The organism is Pseudonocardia sp. OZ21, from assembly GCF_059359135.1.
Map to the genome: position 1 here is coordinate 542,110 of NZ_JCADBN010000003.1, position 20,951 is coordinate 563,060.

Sequence of the window (20,951 nt, forward strand, 5' to 3'; positions counted from 1 at the left end):
CTGACCAGCACACCCGGCAACCGCATGCGGTCGGTCGGGCTCGTCGTGGTCGGGATCGTGGCGTCCGGACTGCTCATCAACGCCTACCTGGCCATCGTCGCGCGCAGCCTCACCGCCGCCGAGTACGCCTACTTCGGCGCCTTCTGGTCGCTCGCCCAGGTGGCCGGGTTCGGGATGTTCCTGTCCATCGAGCAGGAGACGGCCCGGCTGCTGCAGACCCCGAACCGGCCGCTCGGCGTGCTCAGAGCGGTTCTGCTCACGGCGGCCACGATGGCGGTGGCCCTCGTCGCGGTGGTCGCGCTCGGCTGGCCGTTGTTGTCGAGGGCGTTCGGCGGCCAGTCGGTCACCGTCGTGGCGGTGGGCGTGCTGTGCCTGGTGTCGGCCGGTCAGTTCGTCGTGCGCGGCGCGCTCATCGGGATGGACCGGATGGGCCGGCACGCCGCGATCATGCTTCTCGACTCCGCACTGCGGGTCGGCCTGGCCGCGCTCGTCGCCACACTGATGACCACCCCGGGCAGCCCGGAGTTCGCGTGGACGCTGGTGGTGGCCATCGGGCTGGCGCACGCCCCGCAGCTGATCTCCCTGCTGCGCAGACGCACCCGCCCCGCCACCGAACCCGACCCGGCAGCAGGCCGTCTCGTCCCCCGGGCCGTCTGGACCGCCGTCGCACCGCTCCTGATGGGGTCGCTGTGCGCGCAGCTGCTGCTCAACGGTCCGCCGGTGCTCGTGCCGGTGCTCGCACAGAACCAGATGGACGTCACCCGCGCCGGCCAGTTCCTCGCGGTGTTCACGCTCGCCCGGATCCCACTGTTCCTGGTGGTGCCGCTGCAGACGGCGCTGCTGCCGATCTTCACCTCGATCCTGCACGCCGGTGACCGGGCCGCGCTCGTCCGCGTGGTCCGGTGGCTCTCGCTCGGGCTGCTCGCGCTGGCAGCGGCCGCGCTCGGGCTCGGGTTCCTGGTCGGGCCGTGGCTCGTCGGGCTGATCTTCGGGCCCGCGTACGTACTGCCCGGTTCGCACGTGGCCCTGCTCGCCGTGGGGGTCGCCGCCTACATCGGGCTCGTCCTGGTCACCCAGGTGCTCGTCGCTTCGGTGCGGCACCGGCTGGTGGCCTGGAGCTGGCTGTCGGGACTGCTCGTCGCCGGGGTGGTGCTGGCGGTGGTGCCGGACCTGCTGCTGCGCGCCGAGCTGGCCTTCCTCCTCGGCTCCGCCGCCGGATGGCTCGTGGGCACCGGCTTGGTGCTCAGCGAACGACGTGAACGGGAGCTGCAGAGTGTCTCCTGAGGAACGCTCCAACGCCAGGCGCCGTGACGACCTCGTCATCGCGCTGACCTACTACGCCCCGTACGTCTCGGGCCTGACCAACATGGCACGGGACATCGCGGAGGGTCTCGCGGCCCGGGGCCGGCGCGTCACGGTCGTCACCAGCCGCTACGACTCGTCGCTGCCGCTCGAGGAGGAGATCAACGGTGTCCGGGTGCTCCGGGCTCCGGTGCTGGCCCGCCTCGGCCGCGGGGTGATCAGCCCACAGCTGGTGCGCCTCGCCCGGGCCACGATGGCCAAGGCCGCGGTGGGCTCGGTGCAGCTCCCGATGCTGGAGGCGGGCGCGATCGCCGCCGGGATGCGCACCCCGCTCGTGTCCACCTACCACTGCGACGTGACGCTCCCGCCGGGACTGGTCAACACGGTGCAGCGGCTGGTCGTCGACGCGTCGAACCGGCTGGCCATGAAACAGTCCGCCGTCGTCACCGTCACCAGCGAGGACTACGCCCGGCACAGCCGCATGTGGCCGTCGATCGCACCCTCGATGGTGGTCGTCCCGCCCCCGTGTTCGCCGCCCCCGGCGGGCGAGCCGAGCTACCGCGAGACCGACGGCATGCACGTCGGCTTCCTCGGCCGGATCGTGCGCGAGAAGGGCCTCGAGTACCTGGTCCGCGGGTTCCGGGCGCTGCCCGACCCCGACGCGCGGCTGCTGATCGGCGGCGACTTCACCCACGTGGCAGGCGGCAGCGTCGTCGACCGTGTGCGCCAGGCGATCGGCGACGACAGCCGGATCCGGCTGATGGGCTTCGTGCCCGAGGAGCGGATCGGCGACTTCTACGCTTCCCTCGACGTGTTCACGCTGCCGTCGGTCAACGCGTTCGAGGCCTTCGGCATCGTGCAGGCGGTGGCGATGCTGGCCGGCGTGCCGGTGCTGTCCAGCGACATCCCCGGGGTGCGCCAGCCCGTCGCACAGACCGGTTTCGGCACCGTCGTCCAGCCGGCCGACCCGGCGGCGATCACCCGCGCGCTGCACTCGTTCCAGACCGACCCGCCCGACCGCGCGGCCGGAGCCGCCCGCGCTCACCAGGCGTTCTCGGTCCCGGCGGTGCTCGACGGCTACGAAGTTCTGATCGACAAGGCGGCCCACCAGGTCAGGAGCACGCAGTGAGCACGGAGTTCGAGCCTGTCGCCGGCTCGCCCGACCATTACGACGCCGACTACTACGACAACAACGGCCAGGCAGGCGACCGGCCCGCCCTGCGCTGGTACGTCCGGATGGTCCGCCGCTACATCGGCCGCGGCCCCTACCTCGACTTCGGGTGCGGCACGGGCCACCTGCTGCGCAGGCTGTCGGCGCACGACCGGGCTTCCGGGTTCGAGATCTCGCCGTACTCGGCGACGGTCGCCCGGCGTACCGCTCCCGGCTGCCCGGTGTACCTCACGCTCGACGCGATCCCCGACGCGAACTTCCGCGGGCTCACGGCCATCCACGTGCTGGAGCACCTCGACGACGAGACGGCCGCGGCGGTGCTGGCCTGCTGGCGGCGGGTGCTGGTGCCGGGCGGACGCGCGCTGGTGGTGATGCCGGACCCTGCCGGCCGCGCGCGTGGTCTGGCGGGCGAGGGGTGGACCGGCTACCAGGACCCCACCCACATCAACCTCAAACCGCACGACGAGTGGCGCGCCGTCCTCACCGCAGCGGGCTTCCGGGTGCTGCGCGAGGGCAGCGACGGGCTCTGGAACGTGCCGTACGGCAAGCTCCCGAAGCTCCTCGACGCGGCCCGGTACGCGGTGCCGTCCTTCGTGCAGTTCCTGGCCGGGCGGCTGTTCCTCCGCCCGGGCTCGGGTGAGTCGTCCGTCTTCGTCCTGGAGGTTCCCGCCGGGTCCTGACCCCGGCGCCTCCGTCCGGGTGCTGCCCGGCACGATGTAGGCGCACGGCGGGTGCCGGGCGCCCGACACGAGGGGGAATCCGATCAGCACTGTCGTGGAGGCGGATCCGGCCGCATGGCCGGGCCACCGGGCGGCCGGCCCGTCGCGTTCCCCCTGGACCTTCGCGCTGTTCGGCGTGACGATGCTCGCCTTCGGCGCGCTCATCTGGCACCGCCGCTGGATGAGCGACGACGGGCTCATCGTCCTGCGGACGGTGCGCCAGCTGGTGGCGGGCGAGGGCCCGGTCTTCAACGTGGGCGAGCGGGTGGAGGCCAACACCTCGACCCTGTGGACGGCCCTGCTGGCGATTCCCGGCCTGGTGCCGGGAGTCTCGCTGAACTGGACGGCGGTGATCCTCGGCCTGGTGCTGTCGGTCGCCGGCCTCGGGTTCGGGCTCGACGCCGCGCGCAGGCTGTTCGCCGTCCGGCGGCTGATGGTGCCGTTCGGCGCGCTCGTCGTCGTCTCGCTGCCGCCGTTCTGGGACTTCGGCACGTCCGGTCTGGAGACCGGTCTCATCGTCGGGTGGCTGGGCTTCACGTGGTGGCTGCTCGTCGGCCGCCTGGAAGCCGCCCGCGCAGGCGGGGGTGGCCGCGCGTGGCCGCTGGCCCTCGTGCTCGGACTCGCGCCGCTGGTGCGCCCCGACCTCGCCCTGTTCGGGCTGCTCGTGGCGGTCGCGCTGGTGGTGCTGGAGGCCCGCCGCGGGTGGCGCCGGCTGGTCGGGCTCGCGGTGGTGGCCGCCGCGGTTCCGCTGGCGTACGAGGTGTTCCGGGCCGGCTACTACGGCCTGCTGGTGCCGTCCACGGCGCTGGCCAAGGAGGCGAGCTCCGCCCGCTGGCAGCAGGGCATCTTCTACCTGTTCGACCTGATCGATCCCTACCGGCTGTGGATCCCGCTGCTGGTCCTGCTCGTCGGCTTGCCGGCGCTCGTGGGGCTGCGCCGGGGCACGCGGTCGCCGGCGTTGCGGCGCCTGCGCCTCGCCACCGTCGTGGTGGTCGCGGTGCCCGTGCTGGGCGCGGGGCTGCTCGCGCTGTACGTCACGCGCGTCGGCGGCGACTTCATGCACGGCCGGATGCTGCTCCCGGCCTTGTTCTGCCTGGTGCTGCCGCTGATGGCGGTGCCGTTCACCCGGTGGACCGCGCTCCCCGTCATCGGCATGGCGGTGTGGGCCGTGGCGTGCATCGTCGGCATGCGGCCCGCCTACGACACTCTCGGCCCGAACTGGATCGCCAACGAGCGGCTCTACTACGTGATCCTCGTCGGCAAGCCCAACCCGGTGACCAGCGAGGACTTCGTCGGGCACCCGGTGGCACCCGAGGGCGTCGCTGCGCTCGCCGCCGCGCCGACGCCCTCGCTGGCGGTGGCCGGCCCGGGGGAGAACGGGCTGCGCTGGTGGCTGTTCCCGAAGCCCGGCGAGAACGCCCGCAACACGATCGTCTGGCTCAACCTCGGTGTCACGGGCGAGCTGGCGCCGCTCTCCACCACGGTGCTCGACGGCGTCGGGCTCACCAACCCCCTCGCCGCCCACGCCACGGGCGTTCCCGACGGGCGCATCGGTCACGACAAGGACCTGCCGCCGGAGTGGTTCCTGGCCGACGCCGGGATCACCGACACCGGTTTCGTCGACCCGGCGGGTGTCGCCGCCGCTCGCACCGCGCTCGCGTGCCCCCGCACCCAGGAACTGCTCGACTCCGTGCGGGCGCCGCTCACCGCACAGCGGTTCTGGGACAACCTCACCGGGTCCTGGGAGCGCACCTCCTACCGGTACCCCCGCGATCCCCGCGTGGCCGCGGACTGCCGCCCGGCCGAATGAGGCGGGAGGCCGGGAGCATGATCGGGGCATGACGCTTCCTCTCAGCCCCGACGAACTGCTCACCACCACCCGTTCCGTGCGAAAGCGCCTGGATCTCGACCGACCGGTCCCCATCGAGCTCGTGCGGGAGTGCCTGGAGGTCGCCGTGCAGGCGCCCACCGGCAGCAACCAGCAGGGGTGGCACTGGCTGGTCGTCACCGACGGCGAGCTCCGTGCCCGGATCGGGGAGTACTACAAGCAGTCCTACGACCGGTACCGCAACTCGTCGGGCTACGCCGGCCGCGCCGCGAACTACAGCGACGAGCGACAGGCCGTGCAGGCGCGCATCGGCACGTCAGCTGAGTACCTCGCCGACCGGATGGGCGATGTCCCGGTGCTCGTCCTCGCCTGCATCACGGCAGGCGAGGAGCTGCCGGCGGCCAACCAGGCAGGCCTGTGGGGTTCCCTGCTTCCGGCGGCGTGGAGCTTCCAGCTCGCGGCCCGCGCCCGCGGGCTCGGCAGCGCCTGGACGACGCTGCACCTGCGCTACGAGAAGGAGATCTCCGAGCTGCTCGAAATCCCGCCGAACGTGCGCCAGGGCGTCCTCCTGCCCACCGCCTACTACACGGGAGAGACGTTCAAGCCCGCGCCACGGGAGCCGCTCGACACGGTGCTGCACCTCGACCGCTGGTAGCGGAACGTGTTCGGTCGTTGCACGCTGTACTGAATCGGTCTGGTTCGCTGCCACCCGGTCGGCCGTACCGCTGCCCACCGGGCAGTGACGGCCCGGGCCATACCGGTACGTTCGGGCTGGTAGGCGCACCATCGCTCGGCGTGTCGTCGTTTTCACCTCGTGACGACAGCAGGTCATCTGACCACCACTCCGTCCGTCGGTCGAGGGGTGCCCAGCACGGAGCTGCGTGGCCTGACCGGGCTGCGCATCGTCGCGGCGGCGTGGGTCGTCCTCTTCCACTTCCACTTCACGCCCCTGGAGGCGGTCGCGGAGGTGGCCGCCGTGCTGGGGCCGTTGATCACCGCGGGCGCCCTCGGTGTGGACCTGTTCTTCGTCCTCAGCGGGTTCGTGATCACCTACACGTACCTGGACTCGCTCGGGCCCGCGCTGCGGGCCCGAGCCACCATGCGTTTCGTCTGGGCTCGCGCCTGCCGCATCTGGCCCGTGTACGCGCTGGTGTTCCACCTGTTCGGGATCTGGTTGATGGCCCGTCTGTGGTACGGCTCCGACTCGGAGGTGGCGTTCCAGGCCGTGCAGCCGGACCTCGGCCCCACGGAGTACCTGCAGCAGCTGTTCATGGTCCAGCTCTGGGACAACCCGTTCTTCGACGGGGCGTCCTGGGTGGGGTCCACCTGGTCGATCAGCGCGGAGTGGCTGGCCTACCTGCTCTTCCCGGTGGGGGTGCTCGTGCTCTTCCGGCTGCGCAACCTCCCCGCCGCGGTGTTGGGCATCACCGCGGTGGCGCTGATGGCTCCGATGGTGTGGGCCTACCTGAGCACCGGAACTCCGTATCACCCGTGGAGCTGGGCCGCCCGCATCCTCTGCGGCTTCAGCGGGGGCGCCGTGATGTACCTGGCCGTCCGCCGGATGCGCCGGACGGAGGGGCTGCGGCGCAGCGCTTCGACCGCCGCGGTGGTGGTGCCGGTGCTGATCGCGGCGGGTCTGCTGCTCGGTGAGCTCATCGGCCCCGGACGCGGCGGCGCGGTGATCGCGCTGTTCCCGCTCCTGGTGGGGGCGCTGGCCGTGGCCGACCGCGGGCCGGCGATGGTGCTGTCGAAGCCATGGGCGGTGTACGGCGGCCGGGTGTCCTACAGCCTCTACCTCGTACACATCCCGATGTTCGAGATCTACTGGCTGGCGCTGCAGAAGTTCAACTCGCTGGGGCCCGGCACGCTGCTCGCGCACGTCACGGGCGTGGTCGTGCTGTTCTCGACGTTCGCGGTGGCGGCGCTGGCTTTCCACGCCGTGGAGGAGCCCGCCCGGCGGAGCCTGCGGGCGATGGCGCGGCCTGGCGATGCGGCGCCTGCGCGGGCGTCGAGGTCTCCCCGCCACCGCGCCGTCGGGGGGACGGCGACGGGCTGGCCGGGAGTGGGCAACCAATCGGCCACGTCCTCCTCCCGCATCGTCGCCGCGCGCCGCAACGCCGCCGCGGGCCGGAGCGGTGAGACGCGTGCCGGAGGGGGAGCGGGCGGTTCCGCCGAGGCCTCCGTGGTGCCGCGTCGCCGCGCCGCGCCGGATCCCGGGCGACCGGCTCTGGCTGCCGCGCTGATCAATGCCCAGCGCGGGCAACCCCCGCGGCCGGGTGACTACGAGCGTTCCCTCCACGTGCAGGGGTACCTCAACGCGCGGGGCTGATCGCCGACCGGGACGTGCCGGTCGCCGCTACCCGCGCCCCGACGAGAACACGACCGGTCGTACCTCGATGGCCATCCCGTCGATCGCAGCGTCGGGGATCATGGCGGCGAGCTCGATCGCCCGCTCGGGGGTCTCGCACTCCACGAGGTAGAAGCCCCCCATGAACTCCTTCGACTCCAGGAACGGGCCGTCGGTCACGACCGGCACGCCCTCCCGGCCTCGCACCACGGTGCTCTGAGCCGGCTCGGCCAGTGCGTGGGTCTCCACCATCTCGCCGGAGGCCTTGATCGTCTCCATGAACGCACCGTGGCCGGCCATCACCTCCTCGCGCTGCTCGTCGGTCAGCGCGTCGAACGCAGCCGGGTTCATCTGCATGATCAGCATGTACTTCACGGTCTGCTCCCTCGGCGGCCGGTGCCCGGTCGGGCTCCGTCGTGAACAGGTTGGAGTATCGGGACCACCCCCGACATCGGCGGGTCGGCGGATCAGCGGGACCCGCCCGACCGTCCTCGTGAGGTGGGCAGGAAGATCCACCCGCCCGACTGCCGTTAGGCAGCGGGGCGGGACGGCAGAAGGCGGCACGATCATGGTCGGAGCGGGGCACGCGGCGCCGGACACGTCGGGGCTGCCGATCCCTGCGGACCGATCGGTCCGCAGGCCCTGGATTGGCCGTCCGTTCGCCGTCCTGGCCGCGGCCCTCCTCGTGGCCGGCAGTGCTGGGTGTGCCGTGCTGGCAGAGGAGATCCCGGGGCAGGCCGCACCGGTCGATCCGGCCCGTCCCCCGGCGGGGCCACTGGACGGCGATGCGCCGCTGACCCAGGGCGACCTCGCACAGGTGAGTGCCGAGCAGTTGCTCGACGAGAGCCTGGTCGCCCAGTTCACGCAGCCCGTGCTGCACACCCGGATGGAGTCGCTCAGGGACGTCGCGACCTACGTCGCCGGTGGCGACTACACGCGTGCGATCAGCGAGGGCGGATTCGACTTTCGCACCAACGAGTACGCGTACCACCAGATCGACGGCTTCAATGTCGCTTGTGCGGGCGGCAAGGCGTACCGGTACGACAAGTTCGATGCAGCCTGGGGACCGGGTGGACTCAACTGCGAGATCAGCGCTGGTGTCGGTGCCTCCCGCAGCACCCTCGAGCTCATCGGGACGGTCACCGAGGGGGTGCTGACCGCGGGCCTGACGCCGGAGGAGGCCACGGCGTTCATGGGCTCACTGCGCGAGGACTACCCCGGCTACCTCGACGTCGGCGAGCTGTCGCTGGTCGAGCACGACGGCAGGCAGTACGTGCGGATGCCGGTGATCTTCCGGGCCCTGGACGGCACCGGCGAGCCGTACGGGATGGCCGTGCTCATGTCGGCGTTCCGAGCGATCGGGCCGAAGTGGGAGTCGCACGTGCTGACTCCGGGGTTCGGGCAGACCCGCCGCAGCCAGGTGGAGGCCGTGTACTACCTCGACCCGAAGACCCGCCTGCCCGCCTACTCCGAGGCACTCCTGTATTACCCGCCGACCGACCCCGCTGCGCTGGAGGGCGACGTCGCCCGCGTCGAGTATCTCTGGGACGGTGTCGTCCCTGGCCAGACGCCGGGCGCGGGCTACCCGGTCGAACCGACCCCGCTCTCGTGGCCGGCTGGTCGGCTCGCCCCGACCGGGCGGTAGTGGCGAGGCCCGGTCAGATGGGCAGGCGGCGGAACACCGCGCGCGGCAGGTGCCGCAGCACGCTCATCACCAGGCGCAGCGGGGCCGGGGCCCAGACGAGCTCGCGCCGGTTGCGAACCGCGTCGACCACCACGGCGGCCACGGCCTCGGGAGTGGTGGACAGCGGGGCGGCCTTCAGGCCCTCGGTCATCTTGGTGTGCACGAACCCGGGACGCACCACGGTGACGGCGACACCGGCGGGGCGCAGCGCCATGGTGAGCCCGGAGTAGAAGGCGTCCAGGCCGGCCTTGGTGGAGCCGTAGACGAAGTTGGACCGGCGCGCCCGCTCACCCGCGACCGAGGAGAACGCGACGAGTGAGCCGTGGCCCTGTGCGCGGAGCCGCTCCGCGAGCGCGACGCCCACCGAGACGGCGGCGGTGTAGTTGACCTGCGCGATCTCGACGGCGGTGGAGACGTCGGTCCACCCCTTCTCGTTGTCGCCGAGCAGCCCGAAGGCGACGAGAGCCACGTCGATGTCGCCGCCGGTGAAGGCCTTGCGGACCACGTCGGCGTGCGTGTCGAGAGCGAGCGCGTCGAACGTCAGCGTCTCGACGGCGCAGCCGAGGCGCTCGAGGCGGGCCCGCGCAGCGTCCAGCCGGTCGGACGGCCGGGCGGCCAGCACCACCCGCAACGGCCGGTCGGAGGCGAACGCCTCGACGACCGCGAGGCCGATCTCCGAGGTACCGCCCATCAGCAGCACGCTCTGCGGGTTGCCCACGGCGTCGATCATCAGTTCGTCAGCTCCAGCCGTCTGGCCATGTCGGATGTGAAGACCCCGGTGGGGTCGACGTGGTCGCGCACCTTGCGCCATTCGTCGAACCGCGGGTAGCCGCGCCGGATCGTCGCGGCGCTCGCCCGTGACTCCTTGGCGAGGTACAGCCGCCCGCCCGCGCCGAGCACGAGCTCGTCGAGCTCGTCGCAGAACCGGTGCAGCCCTCGCGCGATGGGGAAGTCGACGGTGATCGTCCAGCCGGGCTGCGGGAACGACAGCGGCGCGGCGTTGCCCTCGCCGAAGCGCTTGAGCACGTTGAGCCCGGACGCGTGCGGCGACTTCGCGATCTTCTCCACGACTCGGCGGAACGTCGGTTCCTCGCCGAACGGGACGAGGAACTGGTACTGCAGGAACCCGCGCGATCCGTAGACCCGGTTCCAGTCGCCGAACAGGTCGAGCACCTGGTAGAAGGTCGTGATGTTCTGCACGGACCCGCGCTGGCGCTTCGGGGCCTTGCGGTACCAGAGCTCGCTGAACGCGCGCAGCGTGAGCCGGTTGGCCAGCCCGTTCGGGAACATGTCGGGCAACGCCAGCAGCTGCGGCGCCTCGAACTTGAGTGGGTCGCTGCGCAGCTTCGGCGGCAGCTGGTCGACGGTGGCGAGCGAGCCGCGGGTGAGCACGGCCCGGCCGAGCTGGGCGCCCGTGGTGGTGGTGTCGAACCACGCCGCGGAGTAGCCGTAGGTGTCGTCGGAGCCGTCGGTGAGCAGGCCCATCAGCTCGTCGAGGTCGGCGGTGCGGTCGGTGTCGACCACGAAGTAGGCCGACTCCGTGCGGTGCAGCTGCACGGAGGCGCGCACGATCACGCCCGTGAGGCCCATGCCGCCGACCGTGGCCCAGAACAGGTCGGCGTCCGGCCCGTCCGGGGTGAGGGTGCGGAGCGTGCCGTCGGCGGTGACCAGGTCCAGTGAGCGGACGTGGTTGCCGAAGCTGCCCTTGCTGTGGTGGTTCTTGCCGTGGACGTCGGCGCCGATGGCCCCACCGATCGTCACCTGGCGGGTGCCCGGCAGGACCGGCACCCACAGCCCGTACGGCAATGCGCTGCGCATCAGTGCGTCGAGGCTGACCCCGCCGTCCACCTCGGCGACGCCGGTGTCGGCGTCGATGGAGTGGATCGTGGCGAGACCGGTCATGTCCAGCACCGTGCCGCCGGCGTTCTGGGCCGGATCACCGTAGGAGCGCCCGAGACCGCGGGCGATGATCCCGCGCGGGCCTGCCGCCGCGACCGCGGCGGACACGTCGTCGAAGGACCTGGGTGTGAGCACCTGCGCCGTGGTGGGCGCGGTGCGTCCCCAACCGCGCAGACTCGCCGTTCCGGACATCGGCGCCAGGCTACTCCCCGTAGAGATCGCGGTTGTGCCTCCACCCGGTGGGGCTCCCCGGTCGGGCCGTGCCCGGCGCCCGTTTGCCGGGTCGCATCCGGATCAGGATCAATCGGTCACCGGCCGGCGATTCGGCACTATTCTGCTTCGGTGAGCACGACGCCGCCGGACCCACCGGGCATCAGGATCTCCGACGCCGACAGGGAGCGTGCCGCAGCCCAGCTCCACCAGGCGCTCGCTGACGGCCGGATCACCGTCTCCGAGCTGGAGGAACGGCTGTCGGTGATCTACGCCGCGCGGTACGAGGCCGATCTGCTGCCGCCGCTGGCCGACCTGCCCGGAGCGCACCAGGCCGCCCTCGCCGGTGCCGTCCCGCCGCCGCGCGCGCCGGACGGACCGCCGCTGGTGCTGCGCACCGGCGCGTCCACCATCAAGCGCCACGGCGCCTGGGACGTCCCGCCGCGGCTTCGCCTGCAGAGCGCGATGGGCTCGGTGGTCCTGGACTTCTGCGACACCGCGCTGAACCACCCCGTGATCGACGTGGAGGTCGACCTCGGCGCGGGATCGGCTCGGCTGCTCGTGCCGGACGAGTCCACGGCCGACGTCGATGCCGTCGTGGCCACCATGGGCACCGTCAAGAGCAGCGTCCCGTCCATCCGCAGGCCCGGCGTGCCCCACTTCGTGGTGCACGGCCGGGCCGGGATGGGTTCCGTCACGGTGCGGCGGCGGTACCGCTTCGCGGGCCACTACTTCTGAGCGGCGGCCCGGCGCTCACCAGCTGTCCCAGTGCGTGACGGTGTCGATGCCGCTGCGCGGCGCGCGGCGGAAGTCGGTGCCGATGGTGTGGGCCACCGGGATCAGTGCCGTCTGCTGGACCGTCTCGTACGGGACGCCGAGCACGTCGGCGGCCTCGCGTTCGTAGTGCAGATGGGCGGTGGTCCACGCGGTGCCGAGGCCGCGCGAGCGAGCGGCGAGCATGAAGCTCCAGACCGCGGGCAGGACCGACCCCCAGAGGTTCGCCTGCGCCACCACCGATGGGCTCGGTTCGCGGACCACGTGCACGCAGGGCACCACCAGCACCGGCACCTCGTGCAGGTGATCGAACAGATGCTGTGCGCTGCCGGCCATCCGCTGTCTGCCGTCGGCCTCCGAGCGGTCCACCCCGTCGTAGGGCACGGGCACGGTCGGCCGGATCAGGCCCAGCCGGTACAGATCGGCGATCGCCGCCCGGCGTCCCGGATCGGTGACGAACACGAACTCCCAGCGCTGGCGGTTGCGGCCGGTGGGTGCCTGCGCGGCCAGCTCCACACACTCGCGCAGCACCGACCGGTCGACGGGACGGGTGAGATCGAGACGTCTGCGGACGGCGCGGGTGGTGCTCAGCAGTTCGTCGGTGGTCAGGTCGAGAGCAGTCATCAGGTGTCCTCCCGCGGCGGCTCGCGGACCCACCCTGGGCCCGTCCACCGCCGCCACCGTGCACAACGGGCCCGCCGGCCGATCCCGTCCCCGGTCGCTCGACGAGGCCCGGCCGGACCTCGTCGAGCGGATGGACCCGGGCTAGGAGCGCCCTGAACAACTCGGCCCTACTGCGCGACGCCCAGGCAGCGCCCTCGCCGCGTTGGCGAACCGCCCCGATACAACAGCGGTATCGGGACGTTCCGCCGCCTTGCGATGACACCACCTGGACGCCGCTCGCTACGGGCGGAGTTGCTCAGGACCCTCCTACAGACGGGCGAGCTCGTCGGTGAGGTCGTCCAGGCCGAGGCTCCCCAGTGAGAGAGCGGCGCCGTGCCAGGCCTTCGGATCGAAGTCCGCACCCCGGGCGGCCTGGGCAGCATCGCGGCCTGCCAGCCACGCCCGCTCACCCAGCTTGTAGCTGATCGCCTGACCGGGCCAGCCCAGGTACCGCACGATCTCGCTGTCGAGGAACGCGGCGGGACGGCCGCAGTGGGCGCCGAAGAATGCGCGTGCCACCTCCGGGGTCCAGGTCTCCCCGGCGTGCACGGACGAGTCGGCGGGGACCTGCAGCCCGAGGTGCATCCCGATGTCGATCACCACACGGATGGCGCGCATCTGCTGCGCGTCGAGGTAGCCGAGCCGGGTGCCGGGCAGCGTGAGGTAGCCGAGCTCGTCCATCAGCCGCTCGGCGTAGAGCGCCCAGCCCTCGGTGTTGCCGGACACCGAGCCGATGGTGGTCTGGTATGTCGAGAGCCGGTCGGCGAGGTGTGTCCACCGGGCGAGCTGCAGGTGGTGGCCGGGAACGCCCTCGTGGTACCAGGTGCTGACCAGGCCCCACAGGGGGAACCGGGTCTCCCCGAGCGTGGGCAGCCAGGTGCGGCCGGGCCGGGAGAAGTCGAGCGACGGGCGCGTGTAGTAGGGCGCGGCGGCGCTGCCCGATGGGGCGATCATGGCCTCGACCGTCCGGATCGGCCCGGAGATGTCGAAGTGCGCACCGTCCAGCTCGTCGATCGCGGTGTCCATCATCTTCTGCAGCCAGATGCGTACCTCCTCGACACCGTCGACCGCGTCGCCGTTCTCGTCGAGATGACGCATCGCCGTGATCGGGTCGGCGCCGGGGAGCACCGTCCGGGCCTCGCGGTGCATCTCCGCGTCCAGGCGACGGAACTCGTCCCAGCCCCACGCGTAGGCCTCGGCGAGATCGAGGTCGGACCCCGTGCTCAGGCGGGCACCGAGCCGGTAGCGCTCGGCGCCGACGCCGTCGGGCGTGCCCTGGGCCGCGGGCAGGTACTCGTCGGCGAGGTGGTCGCGGAGCCCGAGGGCCGCGGCAGCGGCGGCGTCGGCGGCGTCGGCCAGCGCGGCGCGCAACGCGGTGTCCCCGGGTGCCTTCGCCACGAACGTGTGGAACCAGGTGCCCTCCGCACCGGCCAGCCAGGCGTCGAGCTGCCCGACGACCGTCTCCACCTGGCGGGGTGCCGCGAACAGGCCGCGGCGCGATCCCTCGGTGAGCGAGGCGACGTACCCGGCGTACGCCTGGGGCACCCGTGCCATCCGGCGCGCCACCACCTCCCAGTCGTCGGACGTGGCCGTCGGCATCAGCTCGAACAGCTGCCGTACCTGCTGGTGGGGCCCGAAGATGTTGCGCAGCGTCCGCAGGTGCTCCCCGGCGTCGCTCACGGCGAGCTGGGCTTCGAGGCGTTCACGCAACAGGCGCGCACAGCGCCGGTCGTCGTCGTCGGCCACCACCGCCGTGGGGAGGGCGGCGAGCACGCTGCGTGCGAGGTCGTCGATCGCCTGCTGGCCGTCGGGGGAGAGGTCGGGGGTCCGGTCGTCGCCGGGGTGGGTGCCCAGGGAGGTCGCGGTCCTGGTGTCCAGGTCGGCGAGACGCCGGACGTAGTCGTCGGCGAGGGCGCGCACCCCGGTGGGAGTGCCGGCATCGGTCACGGTGGTCATCCGGATGATCGTGCCTCCCGAACCCGAATCGCGCAGCTGTGCATCCGGGGGAGGCATCGGGTGCCCGGGCGCGGCGGATACCCTCCTGTGGTGACCGCGACCCGCCCCGCACCGGCCCAGCTCGGCCTGGTCGCGCAGCTGAGCCGGTTCGTCGTCATCGGCGTGCTGTCGGCCGGGGTCGACTACGGCAGCTACCAGGGCCTGCTCGCGCTCGGCACGTGGCCGAACGCCGCCAGGGCTGTCAGCTTCATCCTCGGCACCACCACCGCGTACCTCCTCAACCGGCGCTTCACGTTCCAGGTCGAGGGCGCCGCGCGGGCCCGGCTGGCGGGATTCGTGCTGCTCTACGCCACCACGTTCGCACTCACCGTCGGTGTGAACGCGTTGATGCTCGCCGTGCTGCCCGCCATCCCGCTGCGGGTCAGCGCGGCCTGGGTGATCTCCCAGGGCACGGCCACCGTGGTCAACTTCGTGATGCTCCGCACAGTGGTCTTCCGACGCTGATCCGGTCCGGCGGCGGGTGCCGCCGGACCGGGTACCTCAGCTGCGGCCCAGCCCGATCCAGGCGAAGCCGGCCCGGCGGAGCACGTCGGGGTCGAGCAGGTTGCGGGTGTCGATCACCACGGGGGTGCCGACCACGCCGCCGAGCGCCGTCCAGTCCAGCGTCCGGAACTGCGGCCACTCGGTGAGCACCACCAGCGCCGCAGCGTCCTTGGCGGCGTCCAGCGCGTCGTCGACGACGGTGATCCCGTCGGTCACACCGGGCACGTCGTGCGTGCAGGCCGGGTCGTAACCGACGAGCTCGGCGCCCTCGGCCCGCAGCAGTTGTGCGACGGCGAGCGAGGGGGAGTCGCGCAGGTCGTCCGTGCCGGCCTTGAAGGTGAGCCCGAGGATCCCGATCCGCTGCCCGGCGAGCGAGCCCCCGACCGCGGTGCGGACCTTGTCGACCACGCGCTCGCGGGTGGTCTCGTTGGTGCGCAGGCTCGCCCCGACCAGCTCGAAGTCCATGCCCGCCGCCGCGGCGATCTGCAGGAGCGCGTGGGTGTCCTTCGGGAAGCACGAGCCGCCCCAGCCGGGACCGGGGGACAGGAAGGTCTGCCCGATCCGCCGGTCGTAGCCCATGCCCTCGGTGACCTCGATGACGTCCGCGCCGAGACGCTCACACAGGTCGGCGAGCGCGTTGACGTAGGACAGCTTCATGGCGAGGAAGCAGTTCGCCGCGTACTTGACCATCTCGGCGCTGGCCGCGTCGGTGAGCTGGGTGGGAGCACCGAGCTTGGAGTAGAGCGCGGCCACGCGCTCGGCGGCGTCCTGGGCGTCGCTGCCGACCACGATCCGGTCCGGGTGCAGGAAGTCGTGCACCGCGCTGCCCTCCCGGAGGAACTCCGGGTTGCTGACGACGGACACGTCGCGCCGGCCCAGCATCTTCCGGGTCGCCTCCGCCGTGCCGACCGGCACCGTGGACTTGTTGACCACGACGCAGCCCTTCGGCAGCAGGTGGCGCACCTCGTTCGCCACCGCCTGCACGGCGGCCAGGTCGGCGGCCCCGCCCTCGCCCATCGGCGTCGGGACGCAGAGGAACACGACCTCGACGGCGGGTTCGTCGGGCCGGACGATCGCCTGCCGGGCGCCCAGGACGAACTCGAGGCGGCCGGCAGCGACATTCTCGGAGACCAGCTCGGGCAACCCGGGTTCCAGGATGTCGATCTGGCCGTCGTTCAGGCGGTCGATCTTGTCGGGGTCGATGTCGGCACACACGACGTGGTGGCCGAGGGAGGCCAGGCAGGCGCCGGTGGTGAGTCCTACGTAGCCGGTGCCGATGACGGCGATCCGCCGAGCGAACACAGCGGCTCCTCTCGATTCGATTCGGTTGGTCTGGAGAGGTCGTGGTGGGTCAGCCGCAGGCTTCGGGGCTCAGACCCTGACCGGCGTCGACGCTGCGGTTGTCGCAGCCGACCCGGTTCCGCTCCTCGTTCTTGGTGACGTTGATCGCGTAGCCATCTGCGTTGACGGTGGCCGTGTTGGAGTCGAAGGTGTTGTCCAGGCCCCAGCCGTCGAGGATCTCGTGCACCTGGAAGCCGTCCTCGGGGCTGTCGGTGCCGGTGTTGCCGACGATCGTCCAGCCGTTCCCCTTGACGTCCACCCAGGAGTCGGCGTCGGTCATGCCGGCGCCCGAGAACGTGTTGCCGCGGAGGATCCCGCCGGTGGTGCCTTCCTTGATGTCCACCGACTCCGAGGTCGTCCCGGAGATGGTGTTGCCCTCGATGAGGTTGCGGTCGCTGCGGTCGGGCTCGCAGTTCGTCTGGTCGCACCAGTTGCTCTCGGCGCTGCCGATGTAGATGCCCTCGCCGTACTTGCCGTTGCGCAGCCCGGTGTTCTGCACGGTGTTGCCGCGCACCACGTTGTCGGTGCTGTTCTGCCTCAGATGGATGGCTTCGTCGCCGGTGCCCTCCACGAGCAGGCCCTCGATGAGGTTGCCCTGCGCGCGGTCGGCCATCACACCCTTCTGGCCGCCGCGGACGGTGAAGCCGCTCAGCTGCCAGTACGCGGTGCCGTCGAGGTGGAACGTGTAGTCGCCGTCGGTGGCGCCGCCGTCGAGGACGGCGTCCCGGGTGCCGCAGACGGCGATCGGCTTGTCCTGGGTGCCCTGCGCGGTGGCGACGAAGTTGCCTGCGTAGGTGCCCGGCGCGAGGGAGATCACCGAGCCGGGGCGGGCCCCGGCGAGTGCCTCGGTGAGCTCGTCGGCGGTGCGGACCTCCGTGGTGGGCTTCTGCGTGCACGCCGTGCCTGCCGTGGGCGGCGCGGGTGCCGGTGCCGGCGGTGGCTGTCCACCGTCCCCACCGCTTCCGCCACACGCGGCCACTCCGGCCAGCGCAGCCACCGCCACCAGACCGCCGACGAGGCCGGTGACCCGGCGCCGGAGCGGCGACCCGGGCGTCGCCGTCACCGGCGGGCCCCTCGCCCGGAGACCACCGTGACGCGGGTGACCGGCAGGGCGACGGTCGGGGAGGCAACCTCCTCGGGCCGCACCGGCGTCGGCTGCGCGGCATCGGGCGTGGGAGCCGGCTGGGGCATCGGACGCATCGGCTGGGGCATCGGACGCGCCGGCATCGGCCGGGCCATCGGGGCGACCGGGCCCGGCCTCCCGATCGAGGTGATCACGTGGCTGTTGCCGGGGACCGGCGGGCCGGGCGGCACGTTGACGTAGGGGTGGGCGTGCTCGTGCTCGTCACGCAGCCGCTTGCGGCGCTTGGTCCACAGCCGGGCGGCCAGCGGCAGGAGCAGGATGAGCAGCCACAGCAGCAGCAGGGGATGGGTCTTCGCGTAGTCGCTCCAGTAGCGCAGCTCGTCGCGGTCGACCGTCCAGCGGGTCTCGTCGTTGCCGGAGATGCCGACGGTGGCGGTGGGGCCCACCCGGTTGACGTCGAGGGCCGCGAGGCCCCGACCCGCCAGCTTGTTGGTGGCGACCGACGATCCGGTCACCTCCCCCACCAGCGAGACGCCGTAGCGGGACGCTGCGCGCACCTCGTTCTCCTGGACGGTGGCCGACGCGTCGGTGACCTGGATCGCGATCACGGCCGAACCGACGCGGTTGCCGGTGACCTGCGCGGCCCGAGTGCCGCCGCGCACCGCGATGCCGAACTCGGCCGCGTCGACGGTGTTGCCCGTGACGGAGGGCCGCTCCGCGTTGCCGCGGAGAACGATCCCGTCCTTGTTGCCCGACACGGTGTTGTCGCGCAGCGCGAGGCCGCCTGCCTCGACGGCGAGGATCCCCGTGTCGGTGTTGCCCGTGGCGGTCGAGCGCTCGATCGTGTAGCCCGAGCCCTGGGCGGTGCTCGCCCCACCCGCGGTGGCCTCGGCGGCCAGCGGGGAACCGTCGATCCGGATCCCGTTGCCCGCGTTGTCCGAGGACGTCACCTCCGTGAGGGTGATGCGCTTGGCGCCGCGCGTTGCGGTCACCCCGTCGCGTCCGTTCCCGGTGCTCGTGACGTCGGTGGCGGTGACGCCGCTCGTCTCCCGGTGCAGCAGCAGCCCGTCCAGTTCGTTGTCGCGCAGGGTCGCGTCGTTGACGACGATGTCGGTGGCGCGGCTGGTGAAGATCCCGTAGTGGCCGCGTTCGACCGTCATGTGGTTCGCGGAGCCGGTGGCCGGGGCGCCTGCGCTGCCGGTCCAGGCCACACCGCCGGTGCGGCCGCTCCAGAACCCGAGGTCGGATGCGTTGACCTCGGTGAGGTCCATCCTGGCCCCGACGGAGCGCACGTAGGCGCGGCCGTCACCACGGTCGGTGTCCGGCGCGTTCGCGGTGGGGTCCCAGCTCGTGATGGTCAGGGGGGCGTCGGGACCGCCGGAGAGGGTCAACGTCCCCTTGAAGGCGACCAGGGTCGCGAAGCCGCTCGGGCCGCTGGCCATCCGCAGCGTCGCGTTGGGCTCCTGGATCCGCAGCTCCGCGCCGCGCCCCACCACCACGGACCGGCTCAGCAGCCAGGAGCCGTCGGGTTGCCTCGCGGCGGCGTTGAGCCGCTCGAGCGAGGGGAGGTCGTAGGGCTGGGAACGGGGGGTGAGGACCACGGTGGGAACGGCCTGACCTGCGGCGGCCACCTCGTAGGGGGTGTCCGACGGCGGCCGGTCGCTGACGATCGCGAAGAGCCGGTCGTCCTCGGCCTCGACGAGGGTCGCCTGGTGCTGCTGCGCTTCCGTGGTGGGGGCGACGTCGTCCTCGGCGTCCGTCTGGGCTTCGACGACCCCGGCCTCCTCGGCGTCGTCGAGCCTGCTGCCGGTGTCGGTCGGATCCGGGCCGAGGACCCGTTCCACCATGCCGGTCTGGACAGCGCCCACCGCGATGCCGCCGACGACGACGACGAGCGCCGTCAGTGCCACGAGCCAGCGGCGGCCCTTGCGGCGGGGGGTTGGTTCAGGCTGCGCCACGGGTGTCCTCCGTCAGGCTGGCTTCGTCCTGGCCTTCGCCACCGACGAGGTTGGCGTGCCGGGTGAGCCACCCCTGCTTGTTCATGGTCACGAATGCCCAGGTCTTGATCGGTAGCGCCACGAACATGATCACGAATGTGACGAGCGGCAGGATGATGAGGTCGGACGGCCGGCGCCGCAGGTGCGAGAAGCTGCGGATGGCCCGGCCGATGAACAGCCACGCGATTCCGAGGACCACGGCGAGCTCACGCTGGGGGCTGAACCAGGCGGCGACCAGGTAGTAGACCGTCGCGAACATGGTGACCGGCGTGAAGAGGATCTGGAACACGGTCAGCTGCGAGATGAGCGGGACGCGCCACAGCCAGCCCTTGAAGATGGACGTGAGGTAGCAGCGGTAGGAGTTGCGGCTCCAGCGGACGCGCTGCTTGCAGAACGCCTTGAACGTCGAGGGGAACATCGACAGCGCTCGCGCCGAGTCCTGGTGCTCGGTGCGGTAGCCCTGCGCGAGCACCAGCCAGGTGAGCCTGCCGTCGTCGCCTGCGACGCAGCGCCTGCCCAGGAAGAACTCGTGCTCGAGGTTGGCCAGTACCGGCATCACCGCGGAACGGCGGTAGGCGGCAGTGCGTCCGGAGACGCAGACGACGCCACCACGACGAGCCGTGGCGGGCACGTAGTCCATGTACCGCAGGTCGATGATCCAGTCGGCGACGCGGCGCCAGACGCTGCTGCGCGGCTCGAAGACGTTCTGCCGGGTGCCGACCGCGCCCACCTTCGGGTTGACGAAGGGCATCTGCACGGCGTCGAGCAGGCCGGGCTCCCATGCGGTGTCGGAGTCGGTGAGGACGAGGACCTCGTAACGGGCCGCCCGGATGCCGACGCCGAGGGCCGAGCGCTTGCCTTCGTGGGCGAACATCATGACGTGGATGCGCCGGTCCTGGCGTGCCATCAGACGGTCGCGGGCTTCAAGGTCCTCGACGTCGAGCACGATGATCACTTCGGTCGGCCCCTGGGCGAGCCACGTGTCGAGGCAGCGCAGGAGGACGTCCGGGTCCTCCCGGAACGAGGGAACGACCACCGAGGTGGTCGTCCGGAAGTCGTTCACGAGCGGGCGGTAGCCGGCGGACATGACCTTGCGGATCAGCCAGACCGACCAGGAGATACCGCCGATGACCCCGACCGGCAAGAAGAGCTGCCAATGCTCCAGAAAGCGGAGCCAATCCCACATCTTGTCCCCCGATATCCGACCACTATCGAGGGGGGAAATTAGCAGTGCGGAGCGCACAGTGGTCACCTGGAGTGGCGATTGGGGGTGTTAACCCACTTTTTACCTTGATCGGTCGAGATTCGCTTCTCTGCACGTCAGAGGGGTTGTGTCAGCAACGCGGAACACATTCTGAGAACGCGCGAGCGAGCACACGACTAACAACGGGAAAAGATACGCTTAAGTGATGTGATCGTAATCACACCCGATC

At 71.7% G+C, this 20,951-nt stretch carries 18 protein-coding genes; 9 read left to right on the forward strand and 9 right to left on the reverse strand.

Annotation, left to right across the window (positions count from 1 at the left end):
- The first annotated feature begins 24 nt into the window (after positions 1–24).
- The 6 genes from AC5L35_RS09410 (at position 25) to AC5L35_RS09435 (ending at position 7,349) form a co-directional block, all read left to right on the forward strand.
- Positions 25–1,284 (forward strand): lipopolysaccharide biosynthesis protein, encoded by a 1,260-nt coding sequence (locus tag AC5L35_RS09410; RefSeq protein WP_495059158.1) that lies wholly within the window; start codon positions 25–27, stop codon positions 1,282–1,284.
- Positions 1,274–2,431: a glycosyltransferase family 4 protein gene (locus AC5L35_RS09415; RefSeq protein ID WP_495059159.1), complete on the forward strand. Its 1,158-nt coding sequence runs from the start codon at positions 1,274–1,276 to the stop codon at positions 2,429–2,431. Before AC5L35_RS09410 ends, AC5L35_RS09415 begins: the two co-directional genes overlap by 11 nt.
- Entirely contained in the window at positions 2,428–3,153 is a 726-nt protein-coding gene (locus tag AC5L35_RS09420; protein WP_495059160.1) for a class I SAM-dependent methyltransferase, read from the forward strand. Before AC5L35_RS09415 ends, AC5L35_RS09420 begins: the two co-directional genes overlap by 4 nt.
- A 94-nt stretch (positions 3,154–3,247) precedes the next feature.
- The gene (locus AC5L35_RS09425; RefSeq protein ID WP_495059161.1) at positions 3,248–5,002 is read left to right on the forward strand and encodes an arabinofuranosyltransferase AftB family protein; all 1,755 of its coding nucleotides are present in this window, start codon (positions 3,248–3,250) and stop codon (positions 5,000–5,002) included.
- A 28-nt stretch (positions 5,003–5,030) separates the two neighbouring features.
- Positions 5,031–5,675: a nitroreductase family protein gene (locus tag AC5L35_RS09430; RefSeq protein WP_495059162.1), complete on the forward strand. Its 645-nt coding sequence runs from the start codon at positions 5,031–5,033 to the stop codon at positions 5,673–5,675.
- A 207-nt stretch (positions 5,676–5,882) separates the two neighbouring features.
- The gene (locus tag AC5L35_RS09435; protein WP_495059163.1) at positions 5,883–7,349 is read left to right on the forward strand and encodes an acyltransferase family protein; all 1,467 of its coding nucleotides are present in this window, start codon (positions 5,883–5,885) and stop codon (positions 7,347–7,349) included.
- A 27-nt stretch (positions 7,350–7,376) separates the two neighbouring features.
- Here the strand turns inward: AC5L35_RS09435 and AC5L35_RS09440 are convergent, their stop codons facing one another.
- A complete protein-coding gene (locus tag AC5L35_RS09440) occupies positions 7,377–7,742 on the reverse strand; it encodes a YciI family protein (protein ID WP_495059164.1) in 366 nt (121 codons plus the stop codon).
- Positions 7,743–8,076: 334 nt separating this feature from the next.
- Here AC5L35_RS09440 and AC5L35_RS09445 point away from each other — a divergent pair, with 334 nt between their 5' ends.
- Positions 8,077–9,012, forward strand: coding sequence for a hypothetical protein (locus AC5L35_RS09445; RefSeq protein ID WP_495059165.1), 936 nt, complete (start codon positions 8,077–8,079; stop codon positions 9,010–9,012).
- 13 nt (positions 9,013–9,025) lie between these two features.
- Here AC5L35_RS09445 and dprE2 read toward each other — a convergent pair whose 3' ends face one another.
- On the reverse strand, positions 9,026–9,781 hold the full coding sequence (gene dprE2, locus AC5L35_RS09450; protein ID WP_495059166.1) for a decaprenylphospho-beta-D-erythro-pentofuranosid-2-ulose 2-reductase: 756 nt from the start codon (positions 9,779–9,781) through the stop codon (positions 9,026–9,028).
- Positions 9,781–11,142: a decaprenylphosphoryl-beta-D-ribose oxidase gene (gene dprE1, locus AC5L35_RS09455; protein ID WP_495059167.1), complete on the reverse strand. Its 1,362-nt coding sequence runs from the start codon at positions 11,140–11,142 to the stop codon at positions 9,781–9,783. Before dprE1 ends, dprE2 begins: the two co-directional genes overlap by 1 nt.
- Positions 11,143–11,292: 150 nt before the next feature.
- Between dprE1 and AC5L35_RS09460 the strand changes: the two genes are divergently transcribed.
- A complete protein-coding gene (locus tag AC5L35_RS09460; RefSeq protein WP_495059168.1) occupies positions 11,293–11,898 on the forward strand; it encodes a DUF1707 SHOCT-like domain-containing protein in 606 nt (201 codons plus the stop codon).
- A 15-nt stretch (positions 11,899–11,913) separates the two neighbouring features.
- Here the strand turns inward: AC5L35_RS09460 and AC5L35_RS09465 are convergent, their stop codons facing one another.
- Positions 11,914–12,558, reverse strand: a complete 645-nt coding sequence (locus AC5L35_RS09465) for a nitroreductase family protein (RefSeq protein ID WP_495059169.1) — start codon at positions 12,556–12,558, stop codon at positions 11,914–11,916.
- Between the two features lie 306 nt (positions 12,559–12,864).
- On the reverse strand, positions 12,865–14,553 hold the full coding sequence (locus AC5L35_RS09470) for a DUF885 domain-containing protein (protein ID WP_495059170.1): 1,689 nt from the start codon (positions 14,551–14,553) through the stop codon (positions 12,865–12,867).
- A gap of 90 nt (positions 14,554–14,643) precedes the next feature.
- On the opposite strand from AC5L35_RS09470, the gene AC5L35_RS09475 reads away from it, so the two are divergent.
- A complete protein-coding gene (locus AC5L35_RS09475; protein WP_495059171.1) occupies positions 14,644–15,057 on the forward strand; it encodes a GtrA family protein in 414 nt (137 codons plus the stop codon).
- Positions 15,058–15,093: 36 nt separating this feature from the next.
- Here the strand turns inward: AC5L35_RS09475 and AC5L35_RS09480 are convergent, their stop codons facing one another.
- Genes AC5L35_RS09480 through AC5L35_RS09495 form a run of 4 tightly spaced genes read right to left on the reverse strand, consistent with a single transcriptional unit; the run spans position 15,094 to position 20,662 of the window.
- Positions 15,094–16,398: a UDP-glucose dehydrogenase family protein gene (locus AC5L35_RS09480; protein WP_495059172.1), complete on the reverse strand. Its 1,305-nt coding sequence runs from the start codon at positions 16,396–16,398 to the stop codon at positions 15,094–15,096.
- 49 nt (positions 16,399–16,447) lie between these two features.
- Positions 16,448–17,500, reverse strand: a complete 1,053-nt coding sequence (locus tag AC5L35_RS09485; RefSeq protein ID WP_495059173.1) for a right-handed parallel beta-helix repeat-containing protein — start codon at positions 17,498–17,500, stop codon at positions 16,448–16,450.
- A complete protein-coding gene (locus tag AC5L35_RS09490; protein ID WP_495059174.1) occupies positions 17,497–19,479 on the reverse strand; it encodes a right-handed parallel beta-helix repeat-containing protein in 1,983 nt (660 codons plus the stop codon). The genes AC5L35_RS09485 and AC5L35_RS09490 overlap by 4 nt, the downstream gene beginning before the upstream one ends.
- Positions 19,466–20,662: a glycosyltransferase gene (locus AC5L35_RS09495; RefSeq protein ID WP_495059175.1), complete on the reverse strand. Its 1,197-nt coding sequence runs from the start codon at positions 20,660–20,662 to the stop codon at positions 19,466–19,468. Before AC5L35_RS09495 ends, AC5L35_RS09490 begins: the two co-directional genes overlap by 14 nt.
- Positions 20,663–20,951 lie beyond the last annotated feature (289 nt).